The sequence below is a fragment of the Escherichia sp. MOD1-EC6819 genome, assembly GCF_002965765.1.
In the GTDB taxonomy this organism is placed as follows: Bacteria; Pseudomonadota; Gammaproteobacteria; order Enterobacterales; family Enterobacteriaceae; genus Escherichia; species Escherichia ruysiae.
In genome coordinates this window covers 220,623-236,596 of sequence record NZ_PTRG01000008.1, presented here as the reverse complement: position 1 = coordinate 236,596, position 15,974 = coordinate 220,623, and the positions used below count along the sequence as shown (strand labels likewise).

The 15,974-nt window shown below is 51.2% G+C and carries 11 protein-coding genes; 1 reads left to right on the top strand and 10 read right to left on the bottom strand.

All coding sequences use genetic code 11. The features are described from left to right. Positions 1 to 81: 81 nt before the first annotated feature. From eno to rlmD, 5 genes are all read right to left on the bottom strand, one after another. Entirely contained in the window at positions 82 to 1,380 is a 1,299-nt protein-coding gene (eno, locus tag A7Z06_RS13580; RefSeq protein ID WP_000036723.1) for a phosphopyruvate hydratase, read from the bottom strand. 87 nt (positions 1,381 to 1,467) lie between these two features. Then, positions 1,468 to 3,105 (bottom strand): glutamine hydrolyzing CTP synthase, encoded by a 1,638-nt coding sequence (pyrG, locus tag A7Z06_RS13575; RefSeq protein WP_000210857.1) that lies wholly within the window; start codon positions 3,103 to 3,105, stop codon positions 1,468 to 1,470. Positions 3,106 to 3,332: 227 nt separating this feature from the next. Beyond that, positions 3,333 to 4,124 carry a nucleoside triphosphate pyrophosphohydrolase gene (gene mazG, locus A7Z06_RS13570; protein ID WP_001071625.1) on the bottom strand — a complete coding sequence of 264 codons (792 nt, stop codon included), beginning with the start codon at positions 4,122 to 4,124 and terminating at the stop codon, positions 3,333 to 3,335. Between the two features lie 95 nt (positions 4,125 to 4,219). Further along, positions 4,220 to 6,454 (bottom strand): GTP diphosphokinase, encoded by a 2,235-nt coding sequence (gene relA / locus A7Z06_RS13565; RefSeq protein WP_000226849.1) that lies wholly within the window; start codon positions 6,452 to 6,454, stop codon positions 4,220 to 4,222. Between the two features lie 47 nt (positions 6,455 to 6,501). Then, on the bottom strand, positions 6,502 to 7,803 hold the full coding sequence (gene rlmD, locus A7Z06_RS13560; RefSeq protein WP_000046795.1) for a 23S rRNA (uracil(1939)-C(5))-methyltransferase RlmD: 1,302 nt from the start codon (positions 7,801 to 7,803) through the stop codon (positions 6,502 to 6,504). Positions 7,804 to 7,859: 56 nt separating this feature from the next. On the opposite strand from rlmD, the gene barA reads away from it, so the two are divergent. After that, positions 7,860 to 10,616, top strand: a complete 2,757-nt coding sequence (gene barA, locus A7Z06_RS13555; RefSeq protein ID WP_000186436.1) for a two-component sensor histidine kinase BarA — start codon at positions 7,860 to 7,862, stop codon at positions 10,614 to 10,616. Positions 10,617 to 10,850: 234 nt separating this feature from the next. Here the strand turns inward: barA and gudD are convergent, their stop codons facing one another. From gudD to A7Z06_RS13530, 5 genes are all read right to left on the bottom strand, one after another. Beyond that, the gene (gene gudD / locus A7Z06_RS13550; protein ID WP_000098263.1) at positions 10,851 to 12,191 is read right to left on the bottom strand and encodes a glucarate dehydratase; all 1,341 of its coding nucleotides are present in this window, start codon (positions 12,189 to 12,191) and stop codon (positions 10,851 to 10,853) included. 92 nt (positions 12,192 to 12,283) lie between these two features. After that, on the bottom strand, positions 12,284 to 13,636 hold the full coding sequence (gene gudP, locus A7Z06_RS13545; protein ID WP_000097074.1) for a galactarate/glucarate/glycerate transporter GudP: 1,353 nt from the start codon (positions 13,634 to 13,636) through the stop codon (positions 12,284 to 12,286). A gap of 419 nt (positions 13,637 to 14,055) precedes the next feature. Beyond that, positions 14,056 to 14,505 (bottom strand): flavodoxin, encoded by a 450-nt coding sequence (locus tag A7Z06_RS13540; protein ID WP_000807742.1) that lies wholly within the window; start codon positions 14,503 to 14,505, stop codon positions 14,056 to 14,058. A gap of 17 nt (positions 14,506 to 14,522) precedes the next feature. After that, positions 14,523 to 15,305 carry a tRNA pseudouridine(65) synthase TruC gene (gene truC / locus A7Z06_RS13535; protein ID WP_000889998.1) on the bottom strand — a complete coding sequence of 261 codons (783 nt, stop codon included), beginning with the start codon at positions 15,303 to 15,305 and terminating at the stop codon, positions 14,523 to 14,525. Then, positions 15,305 to 15,634 carry a YqcC family protein gene (locus A7Z06_RS13530; protein WP_000207002.1) on the bottom strand — a complete coding sequence of 110 codons (330 nt, stop codon included), beginning with the start codon at positions 15,632 to 15,634 and terminating at the stop codon, positions 15,305 to 15,307. The genes truC and A7Z06_RS13530 overlap by 1 nt, the downstream gene beginning before the upstream one ends. Between the last annotated feature and the right edge of the window lie 340 nt (positions 15,635 to 15,974).

Below are 15,974 nucleotides of genomic sequence, written 5' to 3'. Positions count from 1 at the left end.
GGTCATGCGCAGCGGCTGTGCTATAAATGGACGTAAAAAAACCCGCCGAAGCGGGTTTTTTATTAAGATGCTAAGTCAGACTTATGCCTGGCCTTTGATCTCTTTACGACCGTTGTACGGTGCTTTTTCGCCCAGAGCTTCTTCGATACGAATCAGCTGGTTGTATTTAGCAACGCGGTCAGAACGGCTCATAGAACCAGTTTTGATCTGGCCTGCAGCAGTACCAACAGCCAGGTCAGCGATGGTAGCGTCTTCAGTTTCGCCAGAACGGTGAGAGATAACTGCAGTGTAGCCAGCATCTTTCGCCATCTTGATTGCAGCCAGAGTTTCGGTCAGAGAACCGATCTGGTTGAATTTGATCAGGATGGAGTTAGCGATGCCTTTTTCGATACCTTCTTTCAGGATCTTGGTGTTGGTTACGAACAGGTCGTCACCAACCAGCTGGATTTTGTCGCCCAGAACTTTGGTCTGGTATGCGAAACCGTCCCAGTCAGATTCGTCCAGACCGTCTTCGATAGAAACGATCGGGTACTGTTTGGTCAGTTCTTCCAGGAAGTGAGTAAATTCTTCAGAGGTGAACGCTTTGTTGCCTTCGCCAGCCAGAACGTATTTACCGTCTTTGTAGAATTCAGAAGCTGCGCAGTCCATCGCCAGAGTGATGTCTTTGCCCAGTTCATAACCAGCAGCTTTAACAGCTTCAGCGATAACAGCCAGAGCTTCAGCGTTGGAACCCAGGTTCGGCGCATAGCCACCTTCGTCACCAACTGCAGTGTTCATGCCTTTCGCTTTCAGAACTTTTGCCAGGTGATGGAAAACTTCAGAACCCATGCGGATGGCTTCTTTCACAGTTTTCGCGCCAACCGGCTGAATCATGAATTCCTGGATATCAACGTTGTTGTCAGCGTGCTCACCACCGTTGATGATGTTCATCATCGGAACCGGCATGGAGTATTTGCCCGGAGTACCGTTCAGTTCAGCGATGTGCTCGTACAGCGGCATACCTTTAGCAGCTGCAGCAGCTTTGGCGTTAGCCAGAGATACAGCCAGGATTGCGTTCGCGCCGAATTTGGATTTGTTTTCAGTGCCGTCCAGGTCGATCATGATCTTGTCAATGCCAGCCTGATCTTTGGCATCTTTGCCAATCAGCGCCTGAGCGATCGGGCCGTTTACCGCAGCAACAGCTTTGGTTACGCCTTTGCCCAGGAAACGGGATTTGTCGCCATCGCGCAGTTCCAGTGCTTCACGGGAACCAGTAGAAGCACCTGACGGAGCAGCTGCCATACCGACGAAACCACCCTCCAGGTGTACTTCGGCTTCAACAGTCGGGTTACCACGGGAGTCGATGATTTCACGACCGATGATTTTTACGATTTTGGACATTAGGGTTTCCTCAAGTCACTAGTTAAACTAAAACTCCAGACAAACAACGCGTACCCTGGGTACGCGTTGCCGTTCTAACTTTTTTACTTACTTCGCCTGACGTTTCTGGAACTCGCTGGCGGCTTTCACAAAGCCGGCAAACAGCGGGTGGCCATCACGTGGAGTAGAAGTAAACTCCGGATGGAACTGACAAGCCACGAACCACGGGTGATTCGGAACTTCGATGATCTCGACCAACTGATCATCCCCGGAACGGCCCGCAACGCGCAGACCTGCATCTTCAATCTGTTTCAACAGCATGTTGTTGACTTCGTAACGGTGACGATGACGCTCAACAATTGTCGGCGCATTGTACAGCTGGCGAACCAGGCTATCGTCAACCAACTGGCACTGCTGTGCGCCGAGACGCATGGTGCCACCGAGATCGCTCTTCTCGCTACGAACTTCAACGTTGCCGTTTTCATCACGCCACTCGGTAATCAGCGCCACAACCGGGTACTTACAGTCTGGCACAAATTCCGTAGAGTTGGCGTTCTCCATGTTGGCAACATGTCGAGCGTAATCAATTAACGCCACCTGCATACCCAGGCAAATGCCCAGATAAGGAATATTGTTCTCACGCGCAAAGCGTGCGGTAGTAATCATGCCTTCTACGCCACGATAGCCGAAACCGCCAGGTACGAGGATCGCGTCCAGACCTTTAAGGATTTCAACACCGCGCGTTTCAACATCTTGTGAATCGATCAGTTTGATGTTGACGCTGACACGATTCTTCAGCCCACCGTGTTTCAGTGCTTCAATCACGGATTTGTAAGCGTCTGGCAGTTCGATGTACTTACCGACCATACCGATGGTGACTTCACTCACCGGATTCGCTTCTTCAAAGATAACCTGTTCCCATTCGGACAGATCCGCTTCCGGGCAGTTCAAGCTGAATCGTTTACAAATATAATCGTCCAGCCCCTGAGATTTCAACAGGCCCGGAATTTTATAGATGGAATCGACGTCTTTCAGAGAAATAACCGCTTTTTCCGGAACATTACAGAACAATGCAATCTTCGCACGTTCGTTTGCCGGTACGGCGCGATCTGAACGACAAATCAGGATGTCAGGCTGGATACCGATAGAGAGCAGCTCTTTTACAGAGTGCTGAGTCGGTTTAGTTTTGACTTCACCAGACGCTGCCATGTACGGCACCAGCGTCAGGTGCATAAACAGAGTATGTTCGCGGCCAATTTCAACAGCCAACTGGCGAATCGCTTCGAGGAACGGCAGAGATTCAATATCACCTACAGTACCGCCGATTTCGACCAGAACCACGTCGTGGCCTTCGCCACCGGCAAGAACGCGTTCTTTGATAGCGTTAGTAATGTGCGGGATAACCTGTACGGTTGCGCCAAGGTAGTCGCCACGGCGTTCTTTACGCAGAACGTCAGAGTAGATACGACCCGTGGTGAAGTTGTTACGGCGGCTCATTTTGGTACGAATGAAACGCTCGTAGTGCCCCAGGTCCAGGTCGGTTTCAGCGCCGTCTTCAGTAACGAACACTTCCCCGTGTTGGATTGGGCTCATAGTACCTGGATCGACGTTGATGTACGGATCCAGTTTCATGATGGTCACATTGAGGCCACGGGCTTCAAGAATGGCTGCGAGGGAGGCTGCGGCAATGCCTTTACCCAGAGAGGATACGACCCCGCCGGTCACAAAAATATAGTTCGTTGTCATGCTGAACCTGAGAAGTTAGGTTGAAAAGACGATGGAATAACCAGGACGGGAAAGCAGTATACCCGAACATGACCTGTGCCACAAACTTTCATTATCCCTCCTCTTCGCCAGCGCACTATTGAAATCAGGAGTGAGAAAATAGCCCCTTTGGGGTAAATGTTTTTGACGCAAATCAATCGCTTGTCATTTAAAAAATGACACAAATCGCGCTTGACCGCGTAATTCCCTTAGAGATCAATTTCCTGCCGTTTTACCTGTTGCCAGACTTCTTCCATTGTTTCGAGGTCAACACCTGTCATTTCCAGTCCACGCGCGGCAACAATACGCTCCACTTCGCGAAAACGACGCTCGAATTTTTCGTTTGCTTTTTGCAATGCAATTTCCGCTTTTGTCCCTAAATGGCGAGCCAGGTTGACCGTAGCAAACAGCAGGTCACCCATTTCTTCCTCCAGTTTAGCCTGGTCGACAACAGCCTGCCGCGCCTCGTACATCACCTCGTCGATCTCTTCGTAGACTTTATCGACCACGGGGCCAAGTGTTGTCCAGTCGAAGCCAACGTTGGCGCAGCGTTTCTGGATTTTTTGCGCACGCATTAAGGCCGGTAAACTACGAGGAATATCGTCCAGCGCCGAATGCTGCGCTTTCTGTGCGCGTTCTTCAGTTTTTATTTGCTCCCAACGGGCAAGCACTTCACTGCTGTTTTCGGCAGAACTGTCGGCAAAAACATGTGGATGGCGACGCTCTAATTTATCGCTAATCGCAGCGCAAATATCATTAAAGTCAAAGCGCCCTTCTTCCTGGGCCATTTGCGCGTAAAACACCACCTGGAACAGCAGATCGCCGAGTTCACCGCGCAGATCGTCAAAATCTTCGCGGGCAATGGCATCCAGCACTTCGTAGGTTTCTTCAAGGGTATAAGGTGCAATAGAGGCGAATGTCTGCTCTTTATCCCACGGGCAGCCGTTATCCGGGTCGCGAAGACGCTGCATAATAGTGAGCAAACGGTCGATTTGATTCATTGGAATGTCCTGAAAATTGCGGGTCTGTCAGGTGTAATACCTTCGAGTAAAAGATATCGCTGGATACGGCTGACGCCATATCCAGCTATGTAAGATTAATTCCCGTGCAACCGACGCGCGTCGATAACGTCCGGCACCTGATTGAGCTTACCCAGCACGCGCCCCAGCACCTGCAGGTTATAAATCTCAATGGTCATGTCGATGGTCGCCAGTTGCTGTTTGGTATCGCTACGGCTGGCAACGCCCAGTACGTTCACCTTCTCGTTGGCGAGAATGGTGGTGATATCACGCAACAGACCGCTACGATCGTTCGCCGTTACGCGAACCACCAGCGAATACCCAGCGGAGTAGCTTTCGCCCCATACCGCGTCAACAATGCGTTCCGGCGCATGAGAGCGCAGTTCCGCCAGTTGTTCGCAATCGGCGCGGTGTACTGAAATACCACGTCCCTGGGTAATAAAGCCGACAATCTCATCCCCAGGAATCGGCTGGCAGCAGCGCGCGATGTGGTGCATCAGGTTGCCGACACCTTCTACCACCACGCGACCGTTATCTTTACTGCGGTTTTGCGGCGTATAGCTTTTTTGCTGAAGCTGCTTCAGCGCGGCGGCGTCCTGCTCTTCGGCACTCGGCTTATTAAATTGCGATTGCAGGAAGTTCACCATCTGATTGAGACGGATATCCCCGCCGCCAATCGCCGCCAGCAACTCATCAACATCATTGAAGTTGTAACGCGGCAGCAGGTGTTTTTCTGCTTCTTTCAGGCTGATCCCCAGATGTTCCAGCTCGTCGTCAAGGATTTGCCGCCCAGCCAGAATGTTTTTGTCACGATCCTGTTTACGGAACCAGGCGTGAATTTTCGAACGCCCACGGCTGGTTGTGACGTAACCGAGGTTTGGGTTTAACCAGTCACGGCTGGGGTTCGGCTGTTTCTGGGTGATAATTTCGATCTGGTCGCCCATCTGCAACTGGTAGGTGAACGGCACGATGCGCCCGCCAATTTTTGCCCCGATGCAGCGGTGTCCGACATCACTATGGATGTGGTAAGCGAAGTCCAGCGGCGTTGATCCCGCAGGCAAATCAACGACATCACCTTTCGGCGTAAAGACGTACACCCGGTCGTCAAAGACCTGGCTGCGTACTTCGTCGAGCATTTCGCCGGAATCGGCCATCTCTTCCTGCCACGCAATCAGTTTACGCAGCCAGGCAATCCGGTCTTCATGTCCCGAACGTGCGCCGCCAGCAGCCGCGCCTTCTTTGTATTTCCAGTGCGCAGCAACGCCCAGTTCTGCATCTTCATGCATCTGTTTGGTGCGGATTTGGATCTCAACGGTTTTACCGCCCGGCCCCAGCACCACGGTGTGAATAGACTGATAACCGTTCGGTTTCGGGTTCGCGACGTAATCGTCGAACTCATCCGGCAGATGGCGATAGTGAGTGTGCACTATCCCCAACGCGGCGTAGCAGTCCTGTAAACGCTCGGCGACAATACGTACTGCACGCACATCAAACAGCTCATCAAAGGCGAGATTCTTTTTCTGCATTTTGCGCCAGATGCTGTAGATGTGTTTCGGACGACCATACACTTCAGCTTTAACGCCTTCAGCTTTCATCTCAGCGCGCAGATGACCGACAAACTCTTCGATGTAGTGTTCGCGGTCGAGGCGGCGTTCATGCAGCAGTTTTGCAATGCGTTTGTATTCGGTCGGGTGGAGATAACGGAAGCAGTAATCTTCCAGCTCCCATTTCAGTTGCCCGATCCCGAGACGGTTCGCCAGCGGCGCGTAGATATTGGTGCACTCTTTTGCCGCCAGTACGCGTTCATCTTCCGGCGCGTCTTTTACTTCGCGCAGATGAGCAATACGCTCTGCCAGTTTGATGACCACGCAGCGAAAATCATCGACCATCGCCAATAACATCCGGCGAACGTTATCGACCTGTTCGGAGGATACAGAATCGGTGTGCGTCGCTTTCAGCTGGCGGATCGCCGCCATATCACGCACACCGTGAATGAGATTCACGACCGACTTACCGACGCTCTCACGCAGCACATCTTCGCTGACTACGTTGGCATCCGCCAGAGGGAACAGCAGCGCCGCCCGCAGCGTGTCAATGTCCATACTTAATGTCGAGAGGATTTCCACCATCTCAACACCACGCCACAATAGCAGACTGGCATCCGGATGCCCCTGCGTCTGCTGCAGACAATACGCCCAGGTTTCGGCTAAGCACTCACACGACTTCTGGCTGGTAATACCCAGACTTGCGATCCATTTTTGCGGATCAAATTCACCAGCCTTATTGATATGTGCACTTCTTACCGCAACCATCGTCCTCTCCTTTAGGGACCAGACCTGCCGAAATCAGCAAATCGTAACTATTTTACGCGCGAGAAAAGTACCATCGATTCCAGATGTCCCGTGTGTGGGAACATATCCAGCATCGCCAGCCGCGCAATGGTATATCCTGCTTTTAATAACGCTTCGCTATCCCGAGCCAGCGTTGCAGGGTTACAGGATACATAAACTATACGAATGGGTTCCAGTTTTATAATTTGTTGCATAACACCTGCGGCACCTGCTCGCGCTGGGTCCAGCAACACTTTATCGAAGCCGCTTTTCGCCCACGGCTGCTTTGTGACATCTTCTTCAAGATTTTCGTGATAAAACGTCACATTTTGTAAGCCATTAAGGCGCGCATTCTGCTGGCCTTTTTCCACCAGTGCCGGAACACCTTCTACGCCCACTACGTTTGCCGCACGAGTGGCTAACGGCAGCGTAAAATTGCCCATGCCGCAGAACAGATCCAGCACGCGCTCGTCAGGTTGCACATCAAGCCACTCCAGCGCGCGCGCCACCATTTTCTGGTTCACACCCGCGTTGACCTGAATAAAATCGCGCGGGCTAAAAGTTAAGCGCAACCCGTTTGAGTCATACCAGGGCATCTCACCAGAGACCGTTTCGAGTATCTCACTATCGGGGGCGAGATACAGATCCAGGCCTTCAGAATGCGAAAAGCGTTCCAGTTTTTCGCGATCAGCCGAACTTAGCGGTGCGGTATGGCGCAAAATTATCAGCGTGCCGCTGGTTGCCTGCACCAGTTCAACATGCCCAAGGTGGCGCATTCCCTGTAAGCTCGTCAGACATGCTCTGACTTTGGGCAGCAATGCTTCAAGTTGGGGCACTAAAACAGGGCATTGTTTAACATCGACAATGTCACTGGAACCCGCTTTGCGAAATCCCATCTGGAGTTGTTGTGTTTTCGGCTGAAAGTTCAGACTTAAACGCGCACGCCGCCGATAGCCCCAGGGGACGTCGGCGATCACTTCAGATACGTCGTGTTTCATTAACCGGGCGAGCGCCGCACTTTTGCTTCGCTGCTGTAAATCCACGCTGGCGTGTTGTTGCTGACAGCCACCGCATACGCCAAAATGAGGGCAGCGTGGCGTTTCGCGTTCCGGACTGTCGCTTAACCGCCGTACGACTTTAGCGCGGGCATACTGTTTTTTATCTTCAGTAACAGTAACTTCCGCTTTTTCCTGCGGCAATAATCCGGGGATAAATAGCGTTTTGCCGTTATGTCGCGCCACGCCCTGACCAAAAGAGTCGAGGTCGTTGACTGAAACGGTTATGATCTGACGCGTCGTCGTGCGTCGTTTTGCAGAGTAGAATTGCGCCATTGGCGAGACTTTCTCAATTTAACAGTGTGACCTTAATTGTCCCATAACGGAACTCCATGACCAACTACAGCCTGCGCGCACGCATGATGATTCTGATCCTGGCACCGACCGTCCTTATTGGTTTATTGCTGAGTATCTTTTTCGTCGTGCATCGCTATAACGACTTGCAGCGTCAACTGGAAGATGCCGGTGCCAGCATTATTGAGCCGCTTGCAGTTTCTACTGAATATGGCATGAGCCTGCAAAATCGCGAATCTATCGGTCAGTTAATAAGCGTACTGCATCGTCGCCATTCCGATATTGTTCGCGCGATTTCGGTTTATGATGAAAATAACCGACTCTTTGTCACCTCCAATTTTCATCTTGATCCTTCATCAATGCAGCTCGGCAGCAACGTGCCGTTTCCTCGCCAGCTCACTGTCACACGTGACGGCGACATTATGATCCTGCGCACACCGATTATTTCTGAGAGTTATTCCCCCGACGAATCGCCCAGTAGTGATGCCAAAAATAGCCAGAATATGTTGGGATATATTGCGCTTGAGCTGGATCTTAAATCGGTTCGCTTGCAGCAATATAAAGAGATCTTTATTTCCAGTGTGATGATGCTGTTTTGTATCGGTATTGCGCTTATTTTTGGCTGGCGCTTAATGCGCGATGTAACCGGTCCAATTCGTAACATGGTGAATACCGTCGACCGCATCCGTCGTGGGCAACTCGACAGCCGGGTGGAAGGATTTATGCTCGGCGAGCTGGATATGCTGAAAAACGGTATCAACTCGATGGCAATGTCGCTGGCAGCTTATCACGAAGAGATGCAGCACAATATCGACCAGGCGACGTCCGATCTGCGGGAAACGCTAGAGCAAATGGAAATTCAGAACGTTGAGTTGGATTTGGCGAAAAAGCGCGCCCAGGAAGCGGCACGTATTAAATCCGAGTTTCTGGCGAATATGTCACATGAGCTGCGTACACCGCTGAATGGTGTTATTGGCTTTACCCGCCTGACGCTGAAAACAGAATTAACGCCAACACAGCGCGATCACCTGAATACCATTGAACGTTCGGCAAATAATTTGCTGGCAATTATTAATGATGTTCTCGACTTCTCGAAACTGGAAGCGGGCAAGCTGATTCTGGAAAGTATTCCGTTCCCATTGCGTAGCACGCTGGATGAAGTCGTTACCCTGCTGGCACATTCTTCTCACGATAAAGGGCTGGAATTAACGCTCAATATTAAAAGCGACGTGCCCGATAACGTTATTGGTGACCCACTGCGTTTACAACAAATCATCACTAACCTGGTGGGGAATGCGATTAAATTCACCGAGAATGGCAACATTGATATTCTGGTAGAAAAACGTGCGCTAAGTAATACCAAAGTGCAGATTGAAGTGCAGATTCGTGATACCGGTATTGGTATTCCTGAACGCGATCAATCGCGCTTATTCCAGGCCTTCCGACAGGCTGATGCCAGTATTTCCCGCCGTCATGGTGGCACCGGGCTGGGGCTGGTGATCACACAGAAACTGGTTAATGAAATGGGCGGCGATATTTCGTTCCATAGCCAGCCGAATCGCGGTTCTACCTTCTGGTTCCACATTAATCTCGATCTGAACCCGAATATTATTATCGAAGGGCCATCTACCCAGTGCCTCGCCGGTAAGCGTCTTGCCTATGTCGAACCGAACTCCGCAGCAGCACAATGTACGCTGGATATTTTAAGTGAAACGCCGCTGGAAGTGGTTTATAGCCCAACGTTCTCCGCGCTGCCTCCCGCGCATTACGACATGATGTTGTTAGGGATTGCAGTGACCTTCCGCGAGCCGCTGACGATACAACATGAGCGGTTGGCGCAAGCGGTGTCAATGACCGATTTCCTGATGCTGGCGCTTCCTTGTCATGCACAGGTCAATGCCGAAAAACTCAAGCAAGATGGTATCGGCGCGTGTCTACTGAAACCGTTAACGCCTACGCGCCTGTTGCCAGCACTGACGGAATTTTGTCATCACAAACAAAACACACTTTTGCCTGTTACCGATGAAAGTAAGCTGGCAATGACAGTCATGGCGGTTGATGACAACCCCGCTAACCTGAAACTTATCGGCGCGTTGCTGGAAGATATGGTGCAACATGTGGAGCTTTGCGATAGCGGGCATCAGGCCGTTGAACGAGCAAAACAGATGCCGTTCGATTTAATCTTAATGGATATTCAAATGCCGGACATGGACGGCATTCGGGCGTGCGAACTCATCCACCAGCTCCCACATCAGCAGCAAACGCCGGTTATCGCGGTAACGGCACATGCGATGGCAGGGCAAAAAGAGAAACTGCTTGGCGCGGGGATGAGCGATTATCTGGCAAAACCGATTGAAGAAGAGCGATTGCATAATTTGCTGTTGCGCTACAAGCCTGGCAGCGGTATTTCCTCTCGCGTCGTAACACCAGAAGTGAACGAAATTGTGGTGAACCAGAATGCAACCCTCGACTGGCAACTGGCACTACGCCAGGCAGCAGGAAAAACCGATTTAGCGCGCGATATGCTGCAAATGTTGCTCGATTTCCTGCCAGAAGTTCGCAACAAAGTTGAGGAACAACTGGTTGGAGAAAACCCGGAAGGTCTGGTTGATTTAATTCATAAACTGCATGGCAGTTGCGGCTATAGCGGTGTGCCGCGTATGAAGAATCTCTGCCAGCTGATTGAACAACAGCTACGCAGCGGTACTAAAGAAGAAGATTTGGAGCCAGAGCTTCTGGAATTGCTGGACGAGATGGATAATGTGGCGCGAGAAGCCAGCAAAATTCTTGGGTAATAAATATTTTATCGAGTAAAAACCGGCTTCTTATGAAGTCGGTTTTTGATTGAGGGCAAAGTGCCTGTGTTTATGCCGGATGCGGCGTTAACGCCTTATCCGGCCTACAAAACCAATTAAATTCAATGAATTAAAAAATCATGTAGGCTTGATAAGCGCAGCGCATCAGGCAATTTTTGCGTTTGACATCAGTCTCAAACCGGCTCCAGACAGAGCCGGTTTTGGTTTTCTGTCTTAACGCACCATGCACGGACGCTTGTTATCGAACGTCCAGCCAGGAATCAGGTACTGCATTCCCATCGCATCATCACGCGCGCCAAGCCCGTGTTTCTGATACAGCTCATGGGCTTTCATCACTTGATCCATATCGATTTCTACACCCAGCCCCGGTTTTTCTGGCACCTGAACCAGACCGCCTTTGATCTCGAACGGTTCTTTGGTCAGGCGCTGATTACCTTCCTGCCAAATCCAGTGCGTATCAATAGCAGTAATTTTACCCGGTGCAGCAGCGGCAACATGGGTAAACATCGCCAGGGAAATATCGAAGTGGTTGTTAGAGTGTGAACCCCAGGTCAGGCCAAATTCATGGCACATTTGCGCCACACGCACTGAACCTTGCATCGTCCAGAAATGCGGGTCAGCCAGCGGGATATCAACGGATTGTAACGAGAGCGTATGGCCCATCTGCCGCCAGTCGGTGGCTATCATATTGGTTGCAGTCGGCAGGCCAGTTGCGCAACGGAACTCTGCCATCACTTCACGCCCGGAGAAACCTTGCTCCGCACCACACGGATCTTCTGCATAAGCCAGAGAACCTTTCAGGTATTTACCAATTTTAATCGCTTCGTTCAGCGACCAGGCACCGTTAGGATCGAGCGTAATACGCGCCTGCGGGAAGCGTTTCGCCAGCGCCACAATAGACTCGGCTTCTTCTTCTCCGGCCAGTACACCGCCCTTCAGTTTGAAATCATTAAAACCATATTTTTCATATGCTGCTTCCGCCAGGCGCACCACAGCATCCGGCGTCATCGCTTCTTCGTGACGCAGGCGATACCAGTCGCATGAGTCATCCGGCTGGCTTTGATACGGCAGCGGTGTAGCGTTGCGATTGCCGACAAAGAACAGATAACCGAGCATTTCGACTTCGCTACGCTGTTGACCATCGCCCAGCAACGACGCCACGTTAACCCCCAGATGCTGCCCCAGCAGATCCAGCATTGCCGCTTCAATTCCAGTCACCACATGAATCGTGGTACGCAGGTCAAAAGTCTGCAAACCACGCCCGCCAGCATCACGATCGGCAAACGTGTTACGCACCAGCGTCAGAACGTTTTTGTACTCGCCCAGCGTTTTACCCACCACCAGCGGAATCGCATCTTCCAGCGTTTTACGGATTTTCTCGCCGCCGGGAATTTCCCCTACGCCAGTGTGACCAGAATTATCTTTGATAATCACAATATTACGCGTGAAGAACGGTGCGTGTGCACCACTCAGATTCATCAGCATACTGTCATGACCCGCCACCGGGATGACCTGCATTTCAGTAACAACAGGCGTCGTAAATTGAGAACTCATGTTTATGTCCTTATTCAGAATCAATGACGGCCGAAAACGGGACGTTTACGGTCAGAAATTCAGGAGCCGGGATGTTAATCTGGGTTATCATCTTACTTTCCCGCGACAGGTTTCAGCTCAATACGCTTGATATCGCCCACCAGCACCAGGTAGCTCAGTACCGCGATTAAGGCATGAACCCCAACATAAATCAGCGCCCCATTAAACGAGCCAGTCGTGCCAACGATATAACCAATTGCGATTGGCGTGACGATGCCAGAAATGTTACCGAACATGTTGAACAGGCCACCGGAAAGACCGCTGATCTCTTTTGGCGCGGTATCTGCCATTACTGCCCAACCCAGCGCCCCGATGCCCTTACCGAAGAAGGCCAGCGCCATAAAGCCGATGATCATCCACTCAACGTTGACGTAGTTGCAGAACACCATCACCATCGACAGCAACATGCCCATTACGATCGGTGTTTTACGCGCAATGTTCAGCGATCCCGTGCGGCGCATCAGCCAGTCGGAAATAATCCCACCCAGCACACCGCCGATAAAACCGCAAACCGCCGGAACGGAAGCCACAAAGCCCGCTTTCAGAATCGACATCCCACGCGCCTGCACCAGATAAACCGGAAACCAGGTGATAAAGAAGTAAGTCATGGCGTTGATACAATACTGACCGATATAAACGCCGATCATCATCCGCGAACCTAGCAACTGTTTGATCTGCCCCCACTTCACGCTGAACGGCACTTTAACTTTGGCGTTTTGCTGATCCATATTGATCAGCGCCCCGCCCGCAGCAATGTAGTCCAGCTCTTTCTGATTTACGCCCGGATGTTGATTTGGCTCGTGGATGACTTTCAACCAGATAAAGCTGATGACAATGCCCAGACCGCCCATAAAGAAGAAAACGTGTGACCAGCCCACTTCATGAGTCAGCCAGCCCATAATCGGCGCGAAGATAACCGTTGCGAAGTATTGTGCGGAGTTAAAAATCGACACCGCCGTTCCCCTTTCCTGCGCAGGAAACCAGGCCGCTACAATGCGACTGTTGCCGGGGAAAGAGGGCGCTTCAGCAAGCCCGACCAGGAAGCGCAGCGTAAACAGGGCAACGATAATGCCGAATCCACTAAAGATATCGACGAAGCCTTGCAGCAAGGTAAACATCGACCAGATAAAGATCGACCAGAAGTAGACGCGTTTTGAACCAAAGCGATCCAACAACCAGCCACCTGGGATCTGCCCTATTACATAAGCCCATGAGAAAGCAGAGAACACATAACCCATTCCCACGGGATCAAGGCCGATATCTTTGGCCATTTCTGAACCGGCGATAGAGAGCGTAGCGCGGTCGCCGTAGTTGAAGGATGTGACGATAAACAACATCACCACTATCCAGTAACGAGCATTCGTGCGTTTTTCAACACTGCTCGCAGCCTGACTTAAAGAACTCATTGTTGCACTCCTGAAAATTCGCGTTAGCCACGCTCACTCTGGACTGCAATACCGCCAGGAAATCAGAGGTGACGTAGGGTGTTTTTTGCCGTTTTTATAGGTCGTTCGCCGAATGCGGCGCGTGTTTATATCTGGCAATAGCAGTATAAAAAGCGCGCCATAGCGGCTCACCGTGCAACAACACAACATTAATGCGTTCAATGAGGCCCGATTTTGGCATTAGCCCTGGACGGTGGAATCAACTTCACGGAAATGAAAACAAGAACAAGAAAGGAAGGGTTATAACGGAGAAATAAAGAAGAGTATGAAATGGATCGCTTGACTCCAGGCAAACGCCAGTAAAAAACCGTCACATTTGTAAGTTTTTACTGGCATTTGCCTGAAAGGATTCGATTCAGTTTGCTTAAAACGGCAATCTGTCAGGACAACAGCGTGCCCCAATGTTCGACCCACGGGTTTGATTCCGTTTCCGGTTCCGGGTTCTCACTGGCGTCAATCAGCAGCATTTCCCCTATCCGCTGCGCACTCTGTTCCTGCAACAAGGCATCGAACTGTTTGCCGCCGTTGCAGAAATTCACATAGCTACTGTCGCCGAGCGCAATTACGCCATAACGAAGATTCGGCTGAAAACCGAGGCTATCTTTGATTCCCTGAAAAAGCGGCACAATGCTGTCAGGCAGGTCGCCTTGCCCGGTCGTGGACGTAACCACCAGAACGAACTTGTCCTGATAGAGCAGCCAATCGCTTAATTCTGGATCTTCAAACACCGTGGCTTTGTGCCCCTGCGCAGTCAGAATTGCTTCCGCTTCCTCCGCCACTAACAGTGAATTTCCGTACATGGTGCCCACAAAAATACCAATTTCCGCCATACCGTTTTCTCCCTGGATTAGGAACTTATCTCACCATCCTGACCTGATGGCGCACTGAACTCAACCCTTTCATTTTCAGGAAGCAGACCACGCCAGCCAAATTGTGATAACGCCTGCATCCAGGTGTCGTCCAGACCCGCGTGAATAGTCAGCGGTTCGCCGGTGAACGGATGCATCAATGATAACTGACTGGCATGTAGCATTAACCGCTGGAGGCCAAAATGTTCAGCCCCACTGCGATTCTGGCGTAAATCGCCATGTTTGCTGTCGCCAATAATTGGATGACGCAAATGGGCGAGATGGCGTCGGAGCTGATGTTTGCGTCCGGTTTTCGGCTCCAGTTCCACCAAGCCGTAGCGCGTGGTCGGATAACGTCCGGTTGCGACTGGCATTTCTACCGTCGCCAGACCGCGATAATGCGTTACCGCTGGCTGTGGCCCTTTATCTTCACGGGCAAATTTATCAGCGATTTTGTCCAGTTCTTCCACCAGTGGATAATCCAGCACCGCTTCTTCCATTAGCCAGCCACGAACTATCGCATGGTAACGTTTCTGGATTTGATGCTGTTCAAACTGTTGTGCCAGCAGCCGTCCAGCTTCGCTGGACAGTCCCATCAGCAATACGCCGGAAGTAGGTCTGTCCAGGCGATGCGCGGTAAACACGTGCTGGCCTATCTGGTCACGCACGGTTTGCATGACCACCACTTTCTCATCGCGATCCAGCCAGCTACGGTGGACCAGCCAGCCGGACGGTTTATTTACCGCAACCAGCCATTCATCCTGGTAGAGTATTTCCAGCATCAGTTTGCGTCATCCGCAAAAAGGGCATCCAGCTTTTCCAGTTCCGCCAGAATAAGCGTGCGTTGCGGGTGATCCGTCGCCAGCGCCATTTCATAGTACGGCGCCACGGCAAATGCCCCCGGTAATGGCTGGTTGTTATCTAATAAATCGTGCATTCGTGGGATAAGCACCCACTGCAACCACTCCAGTGGTTCCATGGTGTCCATAAAGAACGGTTGGGTACTGTTGAATTGATGCGGCTGGGGCTCATCGTTTCGCCAGTGCTGATGTTCACGCAGTAACGATTCAAGCGCCTGCAACTGAAGACGAACGCGGTCATGAGTGGTCATAAAGCAACCTCAATAAGAAAAAACTGCCGCGAAGGATAGCAGGAATAAAAAAAGGGAGCACTGTATTCACAGTGCTCCCGGTTCGTTTAGCAGCAATCCAGCTACTTTTGTTGCTCCCTGCTCATCCTTGACAACTTTTCCTCTGGTCTTGCGACCAATTGTTCATCCTGAACTATTGCTTCCTGCTCACACCACCCCGATGTGATACTTCATCCTGAAGTGTCCCTGGCCTTCCTGACCCACCGAATCATCCTGACCGGTTCTCATTCTCCATCCTGGAGGTGTCCTTTAACGCATCCAGCGTTTTCCTCTTCGCTTCATCCAGAAGCCTTTCCCTGAA